This window comes from Plantibacter sp. MDV22-iso1 (assembly GCF_058408345.1).
Window position 1 is genome coordinate 651,026 of the sequence record NZ_JBZVDY010000002.1, and the last position, 15,147, is coordinate 666,172.

Consider the following 15,147-nt stretch of genomic DNA (forward strand, 5'->3'; position numbering starts at 1 on the left):
CGCCGGTCCCGCGGTGCCGGTGTCGGGCTGGCCGGCGTCAGGCGGGCGCGAAGACGCTGAGCGTGACGGCGACCGTGACCGTCGTGTAGCCGGGCAGGTCGGCGATCGCCTGCTCGAAGACGTCGTCGTCGAGGTGGTGGGCGCTCGGCCCCATGCGAACCTCGTCGCGCACCTCCTCCGGCATGAGTTCGACGGCGTAGTCGAGCGTGTCGCGGGAGCGGAGCGTGAAGCCGTCGAGCTGCGCGTCGAGGCGGGCGTCCTTGCGCTCGGCGATCCCGATCATGCCGAGTCGGTCGCGCAGCTCGGCCAGGTGACCGGGTTGGGGTGTCACGACGGTGAGCAGGCCGTCCGGGCGCAACACCCGACGCATCTCGGGACCGTTCCGCGGGCCGAAGATGCTCAGCAGGTGGTCGACCGAGGCGGTCCGGAGCGGGAAGGGTGCCCAGGCGTCGGCCGTGGCGGCTGCCGCTCGTCCGTGCGCACGCGCTGCGCGACGTGCTGCGAGCGGCGACAGGTCGAACCCGAACCCGCGCCAGGCCGGTCGGGCGTCGAGGATCCGGCCGAGGTAGTAGCCGGTCCCGCCGGCGATGTCCACGACGAGTGGGGCGCTGTCGTCGTCGACCGAGCCGTCCGGGAGGAAGCGCGCGAGCGGCAGGGTCGTGGCGACGTGGTCCGCGATCGGCTCGTAGTGCTCGGCCTCGAGGAACGCTGCGCGGGCCGCGACCATTTCCTGCGTGTCGCCGGTCTTCGGCGTCCGACCGCCGACGACGAGCGAGGCGTACCCCTGCCGGGCGATGTCGAAGCTGTGACCGGCGGGGCAGCGCAACACGCGGTCGCCGAGCTCGAGGGTCGCGGTGCAGATCGTGCACGCGAGATCGGGGGCGACGAGGCTCAGCCGATCGTGCTGCGGGACGTCAGCGAGGATCGGCATGCCTTCGAAACGCTCCGCTTCCAGCTGCTGTGTCCGTCGCTGCCGCGATGCTTCCGGTTGTCGCACTTCACCCACACGGTGAGTCTAGGCGCGTGCCGCATGGTGCGTGCGCCGGAACATTCGAGCGGCGATCGGTCGCGGCGGGGCTTCGGCACCGCGGTGACTCGATCAGCTCGGTGACTCAGTCCTCGAGCGCGCTCCGCAGACGCTCGACGTCCTCGTGTGCTGCGTCGCTCACACGCTGCGCCCGGTCAGCCTCTCGTTGGCGTCGGGCCCACTCGCGCTCGGCGTCGGCGATGTCCGCGTCGAGCTCCTCGAGCCGCCTCGCGAGGTCCTCGCGGTCACGCAGGAGTCCCGACCGCCGGACCGCCGACTCGTCCAGGAAGGCGGTCGCCTCCTCACTCGCGCTGGACGCTGCCTCCTCGTCGCGCTCGGCCGCCTCCAGCCGGGCCCGAAGGCGTCGGCGTCGGTCGTCGTCTTCGCCGGAATGGTCGCCGTCTCCGTCGCCCGGCGTCCCGACGGAGCCGTCGGCGGTGGAGCGCCTGCCGGGGGTGCCGGCCCCGCCGACCACACCGCCCCACCCCGCTCCGCTCGACGTCGGGGCGTCGGTCAGTCGACCGGACGACACCTGCGCGGCGAGGTCGGCGTCAGCACTCGCCGCTTGCAGACTCTGGCGGACGGTCTCGATCACCGCGCCCGAAAGCGACGCCCCCTCCGCTGCGGCGGCTTCGACGGTGGCGGTGACGAGCATCGCGATCAACGAGCGACGTTCGGTGCCGAGCGTGCGGAGCGCTGTGGCGTCCCCGGAGCGTTGAGCGTCGCCGAGCGCGGAGCCGAGTTGTTCCAGTTCGCTGAGCAGGTCCGGGCGGTGCGCCGTCAACACGTTGAGCGCCCAGGCGGCGACCGTCGGTTTGCGGAGCGCGAGGATCGCCGTCGCCAGGTCGTCGTCCCCGTCGTCGCGCGCTGCGACGGCCAGGCGTCTGCGCTCCGCCACGAAGCCGCTGAGCGGGACGCGCAGTAGCTCGACGGCGGCAGACGCCAGGTCCGTCGGGGCCGGCGTCCCGGTGTCGCGGTCGTCGGGCACGGTGCCGCTCCCTCGCATCATTTCACGTCAGGCTAGCGCCCTCTTGCGCCAGAACGGAGTCCGACTGTCGCCTTTTCGGGGGACGCTACCGACAATGTGGACATGGATGCCAGACCTTACCCCGACACCGTGGAGCCGCCTGAAACAGCGGCCTGCGCCGATTTGAAGTCACTCCTCAGGACCGTGGACTTCCCGATCTCACGCCGCGAACTGCAGTCGATCGCCGTCCGTTCCGGACTCGACCGCGGGACCCTCGCCGCGCTCAACACGCTCACCGAAGAGCACTACGCCGGCTCGTTCGGCATCCTCCGCGAACTCCGCCACCACGGCGAGCTCCGTCGCTCCGCCTGACCGCCCCGTCCGACACCTGGTGGATTCCCCAGCGCGGTGCGCTGACGTGAGCGCGGGTCACAGACGCGGGCGCGGGTCTCCGGAGGGACGCGCTCACGCCTACGGGGCGCGGTGACGTCAGCGCACCGCGCTGGCGATTCCGACAGACATCGTGCAACGCAGAAACCCCCGGCGAACCGCGGGTTTCGAGCTGAGATCCAGTGCGGAGACGGCGGGATTTGAACCCGCGGTCCCCGTGAGGGGACTCCACCTTAGCAGGGTGGTGCACTAGGCCGAACTATGCGACGTCTCCATGTGCGCTCGCAAGCGGACGCACGACGACCAGCATAACCGGAGATGGGCGTGGTGACGAATCCCCGGGTCCGCGACGCCCTTCGACACGCTCAGGGAACGAGGTCGGGACGCCTACTGGTCGTCGAGGGTGCGGCCTCGGGAGCAAGTGCGCTGGTCGGCGGTCTGGCCCGTCACCGTCGACGGGAGGACCACCGCACCGCCGGCGGACGTGTCGGTCGCATCGGCGGGCGGAGCCGTCGCGGCAGGATCGCCACCTGCATCCGCACCTTCGGCGGGATCGACCGCGGTCGGGTCGGTCGGGTTCGTCACCGCACCGGCGCCGGTCGCGCCCGAGAGCTGGATGGGCTGGTCGTTACCGAGGGCCTCGAAGAGCGCGGCGGCCGCGTCGTCGATCGGTTCGACCCCGCCATCGACGGCCGCGTTCGGGTACTGCACGAACGCGATGTTCGACAGGTCGACGTCGCGCAGCGTCATGGCGATCGCGATCATCGTGTCGAGGCTCGTCAGGCTGTCGGACAGCTGCATGTTCTGCGCCGCCGCCTTGGCCAGGGAATAGAGGGTCCCAGGGTTGGTCAGCGTCTCGGCACTCTTGACCTGCTGCATCATCGCCGACAGGAACACCTGCTGGTTGCTGATGCGACTGAGGTCGCTGCCGTCCCCGACACCATGCCTGGTGCGGAGGAACTGCAGCGCCTCGTAGCCCTCGAGGGTGTGCTCGCCCGCCGACAGGAAGGTGCCCGTGTACTCGTCCTCGATCGGGTCTGCGACGCACACCGTCACCCCGCCGAGTGCGGTCGACATCGCCATGACGCCGCTGAACTGCACCTCTGCGGCGAACGGGATCTCGAGACCGGTGAGCTGCGACACCGTCAGCGCCGTGCACGCGAGCCCGCCGTAGCTCAGGGAGGTGTTGATCTTCTGCCGGCTCATCGAGTCGAACGAGCCGCCGGACGGGTCGGGACAGGACGGGATGGGGACGAACATGTCGCGCGGGAAGCTGACGACCGTCGCGTTGCTGTGGTCCTCCGAGATGTGCACGAGCATCGTGACGTCGTTGAGGTTGCCGGTCTCCTCCTCAGCGTCGCCGAAGACGGGGTCCTGGCCGGCGCGGGAGTCGCTGCCGACGATGAGGAGGTTGACGCCGCCCGGATACGCGCCGATCGCGGGCAGATCGGTGACCGCCTCACCCTGCGAATCGACGAGCGCGACACCGGGCTTCACCGAGGCGGCGACGTCCCAGAGGGCGATCCCCGCGACGATGCCACCGCTGACCAGCGCGACGGCCAGGGTCGAAGCGACGATCTTCAAGCCGGTCCGCACGGCGCTAGGCCGCTGCAACCGCCCGTGACGGGCGATGGTGCTGAGCTTGCGGGAACGTCCCTCACGACCGGCTGCGCCACGGCCCGTGCGGTTCCGCGCGGGCTCGACGGCGTCAGACGTGATCGGGGGCATCGGAACAGTAAAGCAGGTCCGGCTGTGAACGGGGGTGCCCGACCGGGTTTCCGCGACGCATCAGTCCCAGCGCACCACCGGGGTTCCCGAGGTGAAGTCCACCTGCGGCGAGCCGAGCGAGGGACCGAACAGGATGTCGCAACCGCCGGTCGCTCCGTTCTGCGTGCAGCTCGTCGAGGACGCCTTGACGCTCCCGATGTAGTCTCCGTAGACCTGGAGCGGGTTGACGAACGTCTCGCGGGGTTCGAGGTTGGCGAGGTTGGCCTGCGCGTCCGCACTCAGCGTGCGCGTGATGGTGCCGTCCGCGACCGCCGTGCCGTCCGACAGTGTGGCCGGGATGTCGAGACCGCACCCTGCGGTGAGGCTGGTCGAGGCGATGCAGGCGTTCACCGCTTCCGTCACGGCGTCGCGGAACTGCTTGACGCCTGCCTCGTTGAGCTCGACCTTCACGTCCGAGAGGAGGTCGTAGGAGTCACCGGCGGCGACGAGGTCGTCTGCTCCGGAGATCGAGAACGATTCCTCGAGTGCCTTGGGGAGCGCGAGCTGGTAGGCGCCGGGGAACACCGTCCAGGAGTCGCCCTTCGCCTCCTGTCCGTTGACCGTTACGGCGACGCCGTCGAGCATCGACGGGTACAGGCTGACCGTTCCGCCCGAGAGGATGGAGTAGCCACCTTTGTACGCCTTGTAGACGGTGAACTCCTGGGTCACGGGGGTGGAACCGACCGAGAACGTCGCCCTGACCGTGGTGGTGGAACTGGATTCCTTCGCGGAGGTCAGCTTGACCCTGCTGATCTTGCCGAGCTTCGCGGACGCTTTCAGGACGTCGTCGGTGAGCAGCGTCTTGTCGCTGATCGACTCGTCGAGGTAGCTCAGTGCCTGCTTGGCGTCGCCATCCTGCAGGGCGGTGAAGTAGTCGGTGACGATGCTCTTCGGGTCACCCTGCGCCCCGCGGATCGCGGAGCTGATGCCGATACCGGCAGCCGTGACCACGATGATGACGAGGACGACCGCCCCCGCGATGATGCCGATGAGTCCGCCGCGGGACAACTTGCGCCGCTTGGCGGGACCGGCGACACCGTGGGCGTAGGGGGACGGTGCGCCGACGTAGGGGTTCTGAGACGCACCGTACGGATTCTGCGGAGCGCCCGCCGGGCTCTGGGACGCACCGTACGGGCTCTGCGTGGCACTGACGGGATACTGGGACGCACCGTACGGATACTGCTGGGCCCCTGCACCGTTCTGCGGCGCATCGGCGCGCGGCGTGGATCCGTCGATCGACGGGTGCTGTGGAACGGGGCCCTGAGGCGGCGGCACCTGCCCGCCCGTCTCCTGTGGTTTCTCAGGCTGGTCGGATGGCTCGGTCATCGCTGGTTCTGCTTTCGAATCGTCCGCCGACACGAGTCGACGAGTACGAACTCGAGCCGCTCCATGTCTGCATATCAGTCGATGAATATCATACCGATGAACTGTGCAGCGCAGGCCCACCCGGCCATCTCGAGTACGTGCGGAGGGCGTGGGATTCGAACCCACGAGACATTTCTGCCCACCAGTTTTCAAGACTGGCTCCATCGGCCGCTCGGACAGCCCTCCTGATGGTCGATCGCCCGCGATGACGCAGCTGACGACCAGGATCGAGTGTATCGGATGGGGCCAGCGGCGAGGCGGCCCCATCCGATCACGCGGTGACTACTGGTCTTCCTCCGGACGACCGGCCGTGCAGGTGTTCTGGGCCGCGTTCTGGCCGGTGATCGTGTCGGGCAGGGCGACGGGGCCGGCGGCGGACGGATCCGCGGGCGCAGCCGGGTCCGCCGTGGCAGCGGGATCCGCCGCGGCGTCGGTCGTCGCCGGGTCTGGCGTGACCGGTGCGTTCGGGTCAGTCACGACGTACTTGCCGGTGGCGGACAGCGCCACGGCCTGGTCGCTCTGCAGCGCCGTCCACAGCACATCCGCATCGGACGTCGCCTCCACGCCACCTTGGACCGTGGCCGTCGGCGTCTGCACGAACGCGACACGGTCGAGCGGGATGTCCTTGAGCGCTGCGGCGATCGACACCATCGTGTCGATGTTGTTCAGGCTGCTCGACAGCGTCACGTTCTTCAACGCCGCACGGGCGATCGAGTAGAGCTTGATCGGGTCGGAGAGCGTCTCACTGCTCTTCAGGGTGCGGACAAGTGAGGAGAGGAACACCTGCTGGTTCGAGATGCGCGAGAGGTCACTGCCGTCGCCGACGCCGTGACGCGAGCGGAGGAAGGCGAGGGCGGACGCGCCCGAGAGGTCGTGGGTGCCGACGTCGAGGTTGATGCCGCTCCAGGCGTCGTTGAGGGGTTCGGTGACACACACCGGCACGCCGCCGACCGCGTTGGACATCGAGATGACACCGTCGAAGCCGATCTGCGCGGCGAACGGGATGGAGAGCCCGGTGATGCCCTCGACCGTGGAGACCGCGCAGGCGAGCCCGCCGTCGGCCCCGCCGTACATGAGGGCGGTGTTCATCTTGTCGCGACCGTTGCCGCCGTCGGCGCAGTCACCGATCTGCACGTACATGTCGCGCGGGAAGCTGACCACGGTCGCGCTCGAGTGGTCTGCCGAGATGTGCATGAGGATCGTGACGTCGTTGAGGTTCTCCTCGCGATCGCCGTACGCCGCATTGCCGTCGCCCGAGTCGCTACCGACGAGGAGCAGGTTGACGCCGCCCTCGATCGCGCCGATGTTGGGCGGCGGTGCACCCGGCGTCTCGTTGTCGAGGTGGGCGACGGGCTTCACGCTGTTGGCGAGGTCGAGTGCGGCCACACCGGCGACCGCGATACCACTCACACCGACGACGGCGGCCGTCGCGGCGACGATCTTCGCGACGGTGACGAACGGGTTCGACTTGCGGAGTCTGCCGTGACGGACGGCGGCGCGCGGTTTGGACGCGTCGGCGTTGCGGGTCATGGATCTCGCTCTCGTCTCAGGAACAGGGGTTGCCGGAACCCTGGAGACCGGGCTGCGGCGAGTCGTCCGGCGGACACCTGCAGCAGGCTCGCACCGACGCCCCGTGCCCACCGGAAACGGCGTGACGACACGGAGCTTTGGACGATGCTAACCCGAAATGCTCCTCAGGAGCTGAGAGAGACCGTCGTCGGTGACCGTCCCGGTGACCTCCGACGCGACCGCGAGGACCTCCTCGGGTGCCTGGCCCATGGCGACACCACGTCCTCCCGCTGCCGCCCAGCCGAGCATGTCGACGTCGTTGCGGCCGTCGCCGACGGCGACCATCTGCGAGCGCTCGAGCCCCAGCCACTCCCGGACACGCTCCAGCGCGGTCGCCTTGTTGACGCCCTTCGGCGCGATGTCGAGCCACGCCGTCCACCCGATCGCGTAGCTCACCTGGCTGAGCCCGATCTCGTCGACGATGCGGAGGAACTCCTCCTCGTCGTGGCTCGGGGACACGACGACGACGCGCGTCACCGGGCTCGTCACGAGTTCCTCGAACGGCACCTCGATCGCGTTCTCGAGGTTCCAGTCCTCCATACCGACCGTGTACTTGCGGAAGCCGTCGGGGTACTCGACCATGTAGCTGCCCTCGGAGAGGTGCGGCTGGATGAGCCCGAGGACCTCGGTCGGGTCGAAGGTCTCCGTGAAGAAGCGCTCGTAGGAGTCGGGCTTCGACTCGTCGCGCTTCATGATGAGCGCACCGTTCGCGCAGACGACGTACTGCGGCGTCAGCTCGAGCTCCTCGAGCACCGGGCGCGTGCTCTCCCAGCTGCGACCGGTGGCGAGCGTCACGATGTGGCCGAGTGAGACCACGCGACGCACCTCGTCGGCGACCGACAGGCTGAGCGAACCGTCCTCGTGCAGCACGGTGCCGTCGATGTCGAGGGCGATGAGCAGCGGGGTCGCGGTGGTCGTCGTCTCGTCCGTCATCGGATCGGCCTCGCGACCTCGATGCCGCCCAGGTACGGACGCAGCACCTCGGGGATGACGACGCTGCCGTCCTCCTGCTGGTGCGTCTCGAGGATCGCGACGATCCAGCGGGTGGTCGCGAGCGTTCCGTTGAGCGTCGCGACCGGCGTGGTCTTGCCCGACTCCGTGCGGTACCGGGTGTCGAGGCGACGTGCCTGGTAGGTGGTGCAGTTCGAGGTGCTGGTGAGTTCGCGGTACGCGTCCTGCGTCGGCACCCAGGCCTCGACGTCGAACTTGCGTGCCGCACTCGACCCGAGGTCGCCGGCGGCCGTGTCGATGACCCGGTAGCTGAGGCCGAGCGACTGCAGCATCGCCTCCTGGTACGACAGCAGGCGCTCGTGCTCGGCGGCGGCGTCCTCCGGCTTCGTGTAGACGAACATCTCGAGCTTGTTGAACTGGTGCACCCGGATGATGCCGCGGGTGTCGCGTCCGTAGGACCCGGCCTCCTTGCGGTAGCAGGTCGACCAGCCGGCGTAGCGGAGCGCGCCCTGCTCGAGGTCGAGGATCTCGTCGGAGTGGTACCCGGCGAGCGCCACCTCGCTCGTGCCGGTGAGGAAGAGGTCTTCGCCGGCGATCTGGTAGACCTCGTCGGCGTGTTCGCCGAGGAAGCCGGTGCCCTTCATGATTTCAGGGCGCACGAGCGTCGGGGTGATGAGCGGGACGAAGCCGGCCTCGATCGCGCGGTCGAGCGCGAGGTTCATGAGGGCGATCTCGAGGCGGGCGCCGATGCCGCGGAGGAAGTAGAAGCGCGAGCCGCTGACCTTGGTACCGCGCTGCATGTCGATGGCGCCGAGGAGTTCGCCGAGCTCGAGGTGATCGCGGGGGGCGAAATCGAAGGAGGGGCGTTCGCCGACCTCGCGGAGCGTGATGAAGTCGGCCTCGCCGCCGGCGGGTACGCCCTCGAGGACAGGGTTCTGGATGCGGCCGGCGACGTCGGCGAAGTAGGCCTCGGCCTCCGTCGCGACCTGCTGGGCCTCCTTGACGCGGGCGGCGAGCTGCTGCGCCTGGGCGACGAGGGCGGCCTTCTCCTCCTTGGGGGCCTTGGCGACCTGCTTGCCGAACGCGTTCTGCTCGGCACGGAGTTCCTCGAACCCGGTGATCGCGGCGCGGCGTGCGGTGTCGGCGTCGATCGCCTGGTCGACGAGGTCGACGGAGGACCCTCGCTTCTGCTGCGACGCTCGGAGGACTTCTGGCTGTTCGCGGAGGAGTACGGGATCGATCACCCGGCAAGTCTAGCGATCGAGGTCGATGACGAGGCCCCGGGACAGTACCGTTGGGCCATGCCGACTCCCGCGCACGCCGCGCTCGTGTACAACCCGGTGAAGGTCGACGCCACCAGGCTGCGGAGCGCGTTGGAGGCGCGGTCGCAGGAGGCGGGATGGGCGGCTCCGCACCTGTATGAGACGAGTGTCGACGACCCCGGTGTCGGTCAGGCGCGGCGCGCGGTCCTCGACGGCGCCCGGGTGGTGCTCGTGGCCGGCGGCGACGGGACCGTGCGGGCCGTCGCCGAGGGGCTGCGCGGGAGCGGTGTGCCGCTGACCCTCATCCCCTCGGGGACCGGCAACCTGCTCGCGAGGAACCTGAAGCTGCCGCTCGGCGACCAGGTTGCCGCGATCGGGACGGCGTTCACCGGCGACACGCGCGCGATCGACATCGGCGTCGCCATGATCACCCGCGCCGACGGGTCGGAGGAGGAGCACGCGTTCGTGGTGATGGCCGGTATGGGCATCGACGCGATGATGATCGCCACCGCGAACCCCGACCTCAAGAAGTCGCTCGGCTGGCTCGCCTATGTCGAGTCCGGTCTCCGCTCGATCGCCACGGCCGCGCCGTTCCGCATCCACTACCAGTTGCGCGGGCACCGTCAGCATGCGGCGACCGTGAGTTCGGTGCTCGTCGGGAACTGCGGCACGTTGCAGGGCGGCGTGCAGCTCATGCCGGACGCCGAGCTCGACGACGGCTTCCTCGACGTCGCGGTGCTGCAGCCGAAGGGTGCCTTCGGCTGGCTGCTCGTGTGGCGGAAGGTGACGTGGGAGAACCGGGTCCTGCGGCGGACGGCCGTCGGGCGGCGGATGATCCGGTTCACCGAGGGCCGTGGTGGGAACACCGTGACGAACCTGCGTGCTGAGGCGTTGACCGTGCGGGTCGACGAGGCGCAGGACCTCGAGCTCGACGGCGACGCGTTCGGTATGGCGACGATGGTCGCGTTCGACGCGCACCGCGGCGGGCTGCTCGTCAAGCTCCCGTAGTCGGCGACACCGCTGAGCCCGGCTACCCTCCTTCGACGAGGTCCGCGATCTCGGCGAGGAGCGCCGTCGCCCGCTCGAGGTCGGGACGGAGGTCGCGGTCGGCGTCGTCCGAGCCGAGCGACGTCAATGCCCGGGCGAACACCTCGGCGAGCGCCCCGGTCAGTCGATCGGCCACACCGCGACGCCGCACGACCCGCACCGCTCCGAGGAGTTCGCAGGCGATGAGCGTCCTCGTGGCGACGAGCGCGTCCTCCAGCTGGGCGACGGCCTGCGCGGCGAACGGCGCGTCCTCCTCGGCTCCGCGCGACAGGACGACCGTGCCGAGCGCCGCCGGTTGCGCCGCGTGTCGGATGTCGGCGACCGCGCCCGCCGCGACGTACTCGACCATCATCAGTCCTGAGGCACCCGGTTCCCCGTCGCCGAGGAACGGCGCCAGCCCCGTGAACGCGGGCTCGTTCAACAGTCGCAGGCGGGAGAACGTGACCGTCGACGTCTGCGCGAGCGCGAGCGCGGTCGCGTCGAGCTCGGCGGCGAGCTGCGCCTGGAAGAAGGCGCCATGGTGGAGGACCGCGCGTGATCCGTCATCGGCACCGAGGACGTACAGCGGGTTCTCCTGCGCGGCACCGATGAGCGCTTCCACCTGGTCCGCGAGCCGGTCCGCCGCCGTCACCACCACGCCCTGCGTGATCGCCGCGATGCGGAGTGCGAACGGGTCCTGGATCCGGGCCGGTTCCGGCACGGGTCCGATGAGCGCGCGCACCGCCGCAGCAGCGGCTTCGACACCGGGTGCGGCGGACGCACCCGCGGCCGCCTCGGCATACGCCTGCGCGTTGCCGTCCAGCGCGTGGAAGCTGAGCGCACAGACCGCCGACCAGACCTGGTGGAGCTTCCGCAGCTCCGTGACCGCGAGCGCCGCGCGCGCGATGGTCAGGGCGCTGCTGCTGATGAACGACAGGGCGCTCTCCGAGCCCCAGGCGCCCAGCGGCTCCAGTGGCGTCGACGCCGGCCGTTCGCCGAGGAGGGTCAGCGCCGTACCGGCGAGCGCGGTGAGGTCGCCGGTCCCGATCGACCCGAGGGTCCGGACGGTCGGCAGTGCGTCGCGGCGCAGCATCTCGGCGAGCGCCGCGACGACCGCGGGCTCGACACCCGATCCGCCGACGGCGAGCTGGTTGAGCCGGACCGCGAGCATCGCCCGCACGACCCGGTCGGGGACGACCTCCCCCGCGTCGACCGCGTGGCTGCGGAGCAGGCGGCGTGCGTGGGCATCGCCGTCGTCGGCCACCGCGGTGTCCTTGTTCGCCCCCACGCCCGTGCTCCTGCCGTAGACGGCCGCGTGCTCGGCGAGGTCCCGCGCGTCGTCATGAGCGGTGGCCAGCCGGTCGAGCACCGCGCGAGGCACCGAGGCCTCCTCCTCGAGGTCCGCGATCCGCCGCAGCTCGTCGATGCCCAGTGCTCCCGCGATCTCGATCATCCCGACACCCTCTCTTGCGCTCCGCCGTCGTGTGCACCATCCTTGCTCACACGGCGAACGTCCCACCAGATGAAATTCGAGTTTTACCTGACGGAAACATTCGAGGCGGTTCGCTGAAACGGCGGAGCCATAACGTGGTGGCTCGACAGAGAGGGATCTGATGGCTGAATCATCGACTCGAACCGTGGAGCGTGCACTCTCGCTCCTCGCCGTGGTGTGCGACCGCGGCCGCACGACCCTCGCCGAGAGCGCGCGACTCGTCGACCTCTCGCCGAGCACCGCTCTCCGGCTCCTCCGCACCCTGGAGTCCACGGGGTTCGTCCGGAAGGACGCCGACGGCAGCTACCGACCCGGCAGCCGCGTCGTCCAGCTCGGCACGCAGGCACTCAGCAACGAGTCGCTCGTCGGCTTCTGCCACACGGAGATGCTCGACCTCGTCGAACGCACCGGCGAGTCCGCTTACCTGAGCGTCGAGGGTCACGCGTCCACCGCGCTCTACCTCGCGATCACCGAGGGCACCCACTCCGTCCGTCACGCGAGCTGGGTCGGTCGCACGATCCCCCTCGACGGGTCGGCCGCGGGTGCCGCACTCACCGGTCGGACCCCCACCGCCGGCTACGTCACGGTCGAGCGGGGCGTCGAGTCGGACGTCACCGCGATCGCCGCACCCGTCCGCTCGGGAGCTCGGGTCGTCGCGGCGCTGAGCCTCGTCATCCCGAGCTACCGGATGACCGACGACCTCATCGCCTCCTACGGCGAGCTCCTCGTCGCCGCCACGGACCGGCTCTCCAGCGGGCTCGCCTCGTACACCGGCCCCATCGACAACACCGCCGCGACCGTCCCCGACGACGCCGCTGACCTTCTGGAGGGACGCGCATGATCCGCTTCACGAACGTCAAGAAGGCCTACCCGGACGGCACGGTCGCCGTCCACGACCTCTCCTTCGAGGTGCCGACCGGATCCCTCACGGTGCTCGTCGGCCCGTCCGGCTGCGGCAAGACCACCTCGCTCCGGATGATCAACCGCCTCATCGATCCGACCTCCGGGTCGATCCTGCTCGACGACGTCGAGACCCAGTCGCTCGACCGCGTCACCCTCCGTCGTCGGATCGGCTACGTCATCCAGAACGCCGGTCTCTTCCCGCACCGCACCGTCGTCGACAACGTCGCAGCCCTCCCGCGCCTCCTCGGCGGCTCGCGTCGGGAGACGCGCACGGCGGCCCTCGAACTACTGGAGCGCGTCGGTCTCGACGAGAAGTTCGCGAAGAAGTACCCGTGGCAGCTGTCGGGCGGTCAGCAGCAGCGCGTCGGCGTCGCCCGCGCCCTCGCGACGAACCCGCCGTTCCTCCTGATGGACGAACCCTTCAGCGCGGTCGACCCGATCGTCCGGACGCAGCTCCAGGACGAGTTCCTGCGTCTGCAGGCCGACATCTCGAAGACGATCGTCATGGTCACCCACGACATCGACGAGGCACTCAAGCTCGGCGACCAGGTCGCGGTCCTGCGCGAGGGCGGCCTCCTCGCGCAGATCGCGCCGCCGGTCGACCTCCTGACCCGCCCCCACGACGCGTTCGTCGCCGACTTCGTGGGCGAGGCCCGCGGCTACCGTGCACTCGGCTTCCTCGGACTCGACCACGACGACGCCCTCCACCGTGAGCCCGTCGCCCGGCTCGGCGACACCGCCGTGACCGGCGTGCATGCGAGCGGCTGGGTGGTGGTGACGGACGACGAACGCCGTCCCCTCGGCTGGTTCGACACGGCAGCCGGTCACGGCTCCGTCTCGACCGACACCATCAGCGGTCACGGCCTGTTCGTCCCGCGCACGGCGTCCCTCCGCATCGCGCTCAACGCAGCGCTCGCGCACCCGAGTCGACGCGTCGGCCTCCTCAACGACGACGGCCGACTCACCGGCACCATCGCCGCCAGCGAACTGCTCGAGCGTCCCGCCCCCGAGCGGAGCCTCCGATGACGATCGACTGGATCTGGGAGAACCTCCCGCTCATCGGCGACCTCACGCTCAACCACCTCTGGTTGACACTCACCCCGACGGTGCTCGGCCTCCTGGTCGCCCTCCCGTTCGGCTGGTGGGCGCACCGCTCGCGTCGCGGCCGACCGTTCATCGTCGGTACCGCCGGGCTGCTGTACACGATCCCGTCGCTCGCGCTGTTCATCATCCTGCCGACGATCCTCGGCACGAAGATCCTCGACCCGATCAACATCGTCATCGCCCTGACCGTCTACACGGTGTCGCTCCTCGTCCGCGTCGTCTCCGACGGACTCTCCTCGGTGCCCGTGGACGCGGTGCAGGCGGCCGAGGCCATGGGCTACCGGTCCTGGCAGCGACTCGTGCTCGTGGAACTACCCGTCGCCGTCCCGGTGATCGCCGCCGGCCTACGCGTCGCGGTCGTCTCCAACGTCAGCATCGTGACGATGGCCGCCCTGCTCGGCATCCCGCAACTCGGGACGCTGTTCACCCAGGGCTTCCAGCTCCGCCTGTTCGTGCCGCTCGTCACCGGCATCCTGCTCTGCGTCCTCCTCGCCGTGATCCTCGACCTCGTCATCGTCCGGCTCGGCTCGCTCGCGACGCCCTGGCGTGATCGGACGGTGGTGGCATGAGCGTCATCGACTGGCTGACCGACCCCGCCAACTGGACCGGCCCCGACGGCATCCCCTCGCAGATGGGCTACCACCTGCTGTACACGGGCATCGCGCTCGTGATCGCCGCTGCGATCGCCGTGCCGCTCGGCATCCTCGTCGGCTACACCGGCAAGGGCGAGCGTCTCGTCGCCGGATCGGCCAACGCCCTCCGCGCCCTGCCGACCCTGGGCCTCCTCATCCTGCTGTTCCTCCTCATCTCGCCGGTGGTCCCCGGGCAGCTCGTCTACGTCATCCCCACGATCGTCGTCCTCGTGCTCCTCGCCGTCCCGCCCATCCTGACCGGGACGTACACGGGCATCCAGAGCGCCGATCCCGACGCGGTGGGCGCCGCCCGCGGCATGGGCTACACGAGACTGCAGATCCTCTGGCACGTCCAGCTCCCCTGCGCCCTCCCCCTGCTGCTGTCCGGCATCCGCTCGTCCACCCTCCAGGTCGTCTCGACCGCGACGGTCGCCGCCTACCTCGGCCTCCAGGGGCTCGGCCGGTACATCATCGACGGCCGCGCCCAAGCCGACTTCTTCCAGATGGCCGGCGGCGCGATCCTCGTCGCCGCCCTCGCCTTCGCTCTGGAGATCGCCTTCACCCTCCTCGGCACCCTCATCGTCTCCCCCGGTCTGCGGCGCACCAGCCGCAGGCGGCGGACGGCGGCCCCGACCACCGTCACCGGGGCGATCCCCCGGCCGGCCTGAGCCGCACCCGCACCGCACGACCAC

The 15,147-nt window shown here is 70.0% G+C and carries 14 protein-coding genes and 2 tRNA genes; 6 read left to right on the top strand and 10 right to left on the bottom strand.

The genetic code is table 11. The features are described 5' to 3' along the window. Positions 1-37: 37 nt before the first annotated feature. Complete coding sequence (locus AC4PMY_RS13755; RefSeq protein WP_139205373.1) at positions 38-1,006, bottom strand: putative RNA methyltransferase; 969 nt, start codon at positions 1,004-1,006, stop codon at positions 38-40. A 106-nt stretch (positions 1,007-1,112) separates the two neighbouring features. Next, the gene (locus AC4PMY_RS13760) at positions 1,113-2,015 is read right to left on the bottom strand and encodes a hypothetical protein (RefSeq protein ID WP_139205374.1); all 903 of its coding nucleotides are present in this window, start codon (positions 2,013-2,015) and stop codon (positions 1,113-1,115) included. 102 nt (positions 2,016-2,117) lie between these two features. On the opposite strand from AC4PMY_RS13760, the gene AC4PMY_RS13765 reads away from it, so the two are divergent. After that, positions 2,118-2,366 carry a DUF2795 domain-containing protein gene (locus tag AC4PMY_RS13765; protein ID WP_139205375.1) on the top strand — a complete coding sequence of 83 codons (249 nt, stop codon included), beginning with the start codon at positions 2,118-2,120 and terminating at the stop codon, positions 2,364-2,366. A gap of 203 nt (positions 2,367-2,569) precedes the next feature. On the opposite strand, the gene AC4PMY_RS13770 is transcribed toward AC4PMY_RS13765, so the two are convergent. The 7 genes from AC4PMY_RS13770 to serS form a co-directional block, all read right to left on the bottom strand. Continuing rightward, a tRNA-Ser gene (locus AC4PMY_RS13770) sits at positions 2,570-2,658 on the bottom strand. A gap of 113 nt (positions 2,659-2,771) precedes the next feature. Then, on the bottom strand, positions 2,772-4,112 hold the full coding sequence (locus AC4PMY_RS13775; protein WP_083397245.1) for an LCP family protein: 1,341 nt from the start codon (positions 4,110-4,112) through the stop codon (positions 2,772-2,774). Between the two features lie 60 nt (positions 4,113-4,172). Further along, the gene (locus AC4PMY_RS13780; RefSeq protein ID WP_491622994.1) at positions 4,173-5,477 is read right to left on the bottom strand and encodes a hypothetical protein; all 1,305 of its coding nucleotides are present in this window, start codon (positions 5,475-5,477) and stop codon (positions 4,173-4,175) included. Positions 5,478-5,617: 140 nt separating this feature from the next. After that, positions 5,618-5,702, bottom strand: a tRNA-Ser gene (locus AC4PMY_RS13785). A gap of 96 nt (positions 5,703-5,798) precedes the next feature. Beyond that, the gene (locus AC4PMY_RS13790; protein ID WP_064296868.1) at positions 5,799-7,046 is read right to left on the bottom strand and encodes an LCP family protein; all 1,248 of its coding nucleotides are present in this window, start codon (positions 7,044-7,046) and stop codon (positions 5,799-5,801) included. A 147-nt stretch (positions 7,047-7,193) separates the two neighbouring features. Continuing rightward, positions 7,194-8,018 (bottom strand): HAD family hydrolase, encoded by an 825-nt coding sequence (locus AC4PMY_RS13795; RefSeq protein WP_064296869.1) that lies wholly within the window; start codon positions 8,016-8,018, stop codon positions 7,194-7,196. After that, positions 8,015-9,280, bottom strand: a complete 1,266-nt coding sequence (gene serS, locus AC4PMY_RS13800; protein WP_121292296.1) for a serine--tRNA ligase — start codon at positions 9,278-9,280, stop codon at positions 8,015-8,017. The genes AC4PMY_RS13795 and serS overlap by 4 nt, the downstream gene beginning before the upstream one ends. Positions 9,281-9,337: 57 nt before the next feature. Between serS and AC4PMY_RS13805 the strand changes: the two genes are divergently transcribed. Then, positions 9,338-10,306 (top strand): diacylglycerol/lipid kinase family protein, encoded by a 969-nt coding sequence (locus AC4PMY_RS13805; RefSeq protein ID WP_064296871.1) that lies wholly within the window; start codon positions 9,338-9,340, stop codon positions 10,304-10,306. A gap of 22 nt (positions 10,307-10,328) precedes the next feature. Here AC4PMY_RS13805 and AC4PMY_RS13810 read toward each other — a convergent pair whose 3' ends face one another. Then, positions 10,329-11,777: an aromatic amino acid lyase gene (locus AC4PMY_RS13810; protein WP_064296872.1), complete on the bottom strand. Its 1,449-nt coding sequence runs from the start codon at positions 11,775-11,777 to the stop codon at positions 10,329-10,331. A gap of 160 nt (positions 11,778-11,937) precedes the next feature. Between AC4PMY_RS13810 and AC4PMY_RS13815 the strand changes: the two genes are divergently transcribed. From AC4PMY_RS13815 to AC4PMY_RS13830, 4 genes are read left to right on the top strand one after another with little or no spacing between them, the layout of a single operon-like run. Further along, positions 11,938-12,657: an IclR family transcriptional regulator gene (locus AC4PMY_RS13815; RefSeq protein ID WP_082916261.1), complete on the top strand. Its 720-nt coding sequence runs from the start codon at positions 11,938-11,940 to the stop codon at positions 12,655-12,657. Further along, complete coding sequence (locus tag AC4PMY_RS13820) at positions 12,654-13,745, top strand: ABC transporter ATP-binding protein (RefSeq protein WP_491622995.1); 1,092 nt, start codon at positions 12,654-12,656, stop codon at positions 13,743-13,745. Before AC4PMY_RS13815 ends, AC4PMY_RS13820 begins: the two co-directional genes overlap by 4 nt. Then, positions 13,742-14,392: an ABC transporter permease gene (locus AC4PMY_RS13825; protein WP_064296875.1), complete on the top strand. Its 651-nt coding sequence runs from the start codon at positions 13,742-13,744 to the stop codon at positions 14,390-14,392. The genes AC4PMY_RS13820 and AC4PMY_RS13825 overlap by 4 nt, the downstream gene beginning before the upstream one ends. Then, on the top strand, positions 14,389-15,123 hold the full coding sequence (locus AC4PMY_RS13830) for an ABC transporter permease (RefSeq protein ID WP_064296876.1): 735 nt from the start codon (positions 14,389-14,391) through the stop codon (positions 15,121-15,123). The genes AC4PMY_RS13825 and AC4PMY_RS13830 overlap by 4 nt, the downstream gene beginning before the upstream one ends. Positions 15,124-15,147: the final 24 nt, after the last annotated feature.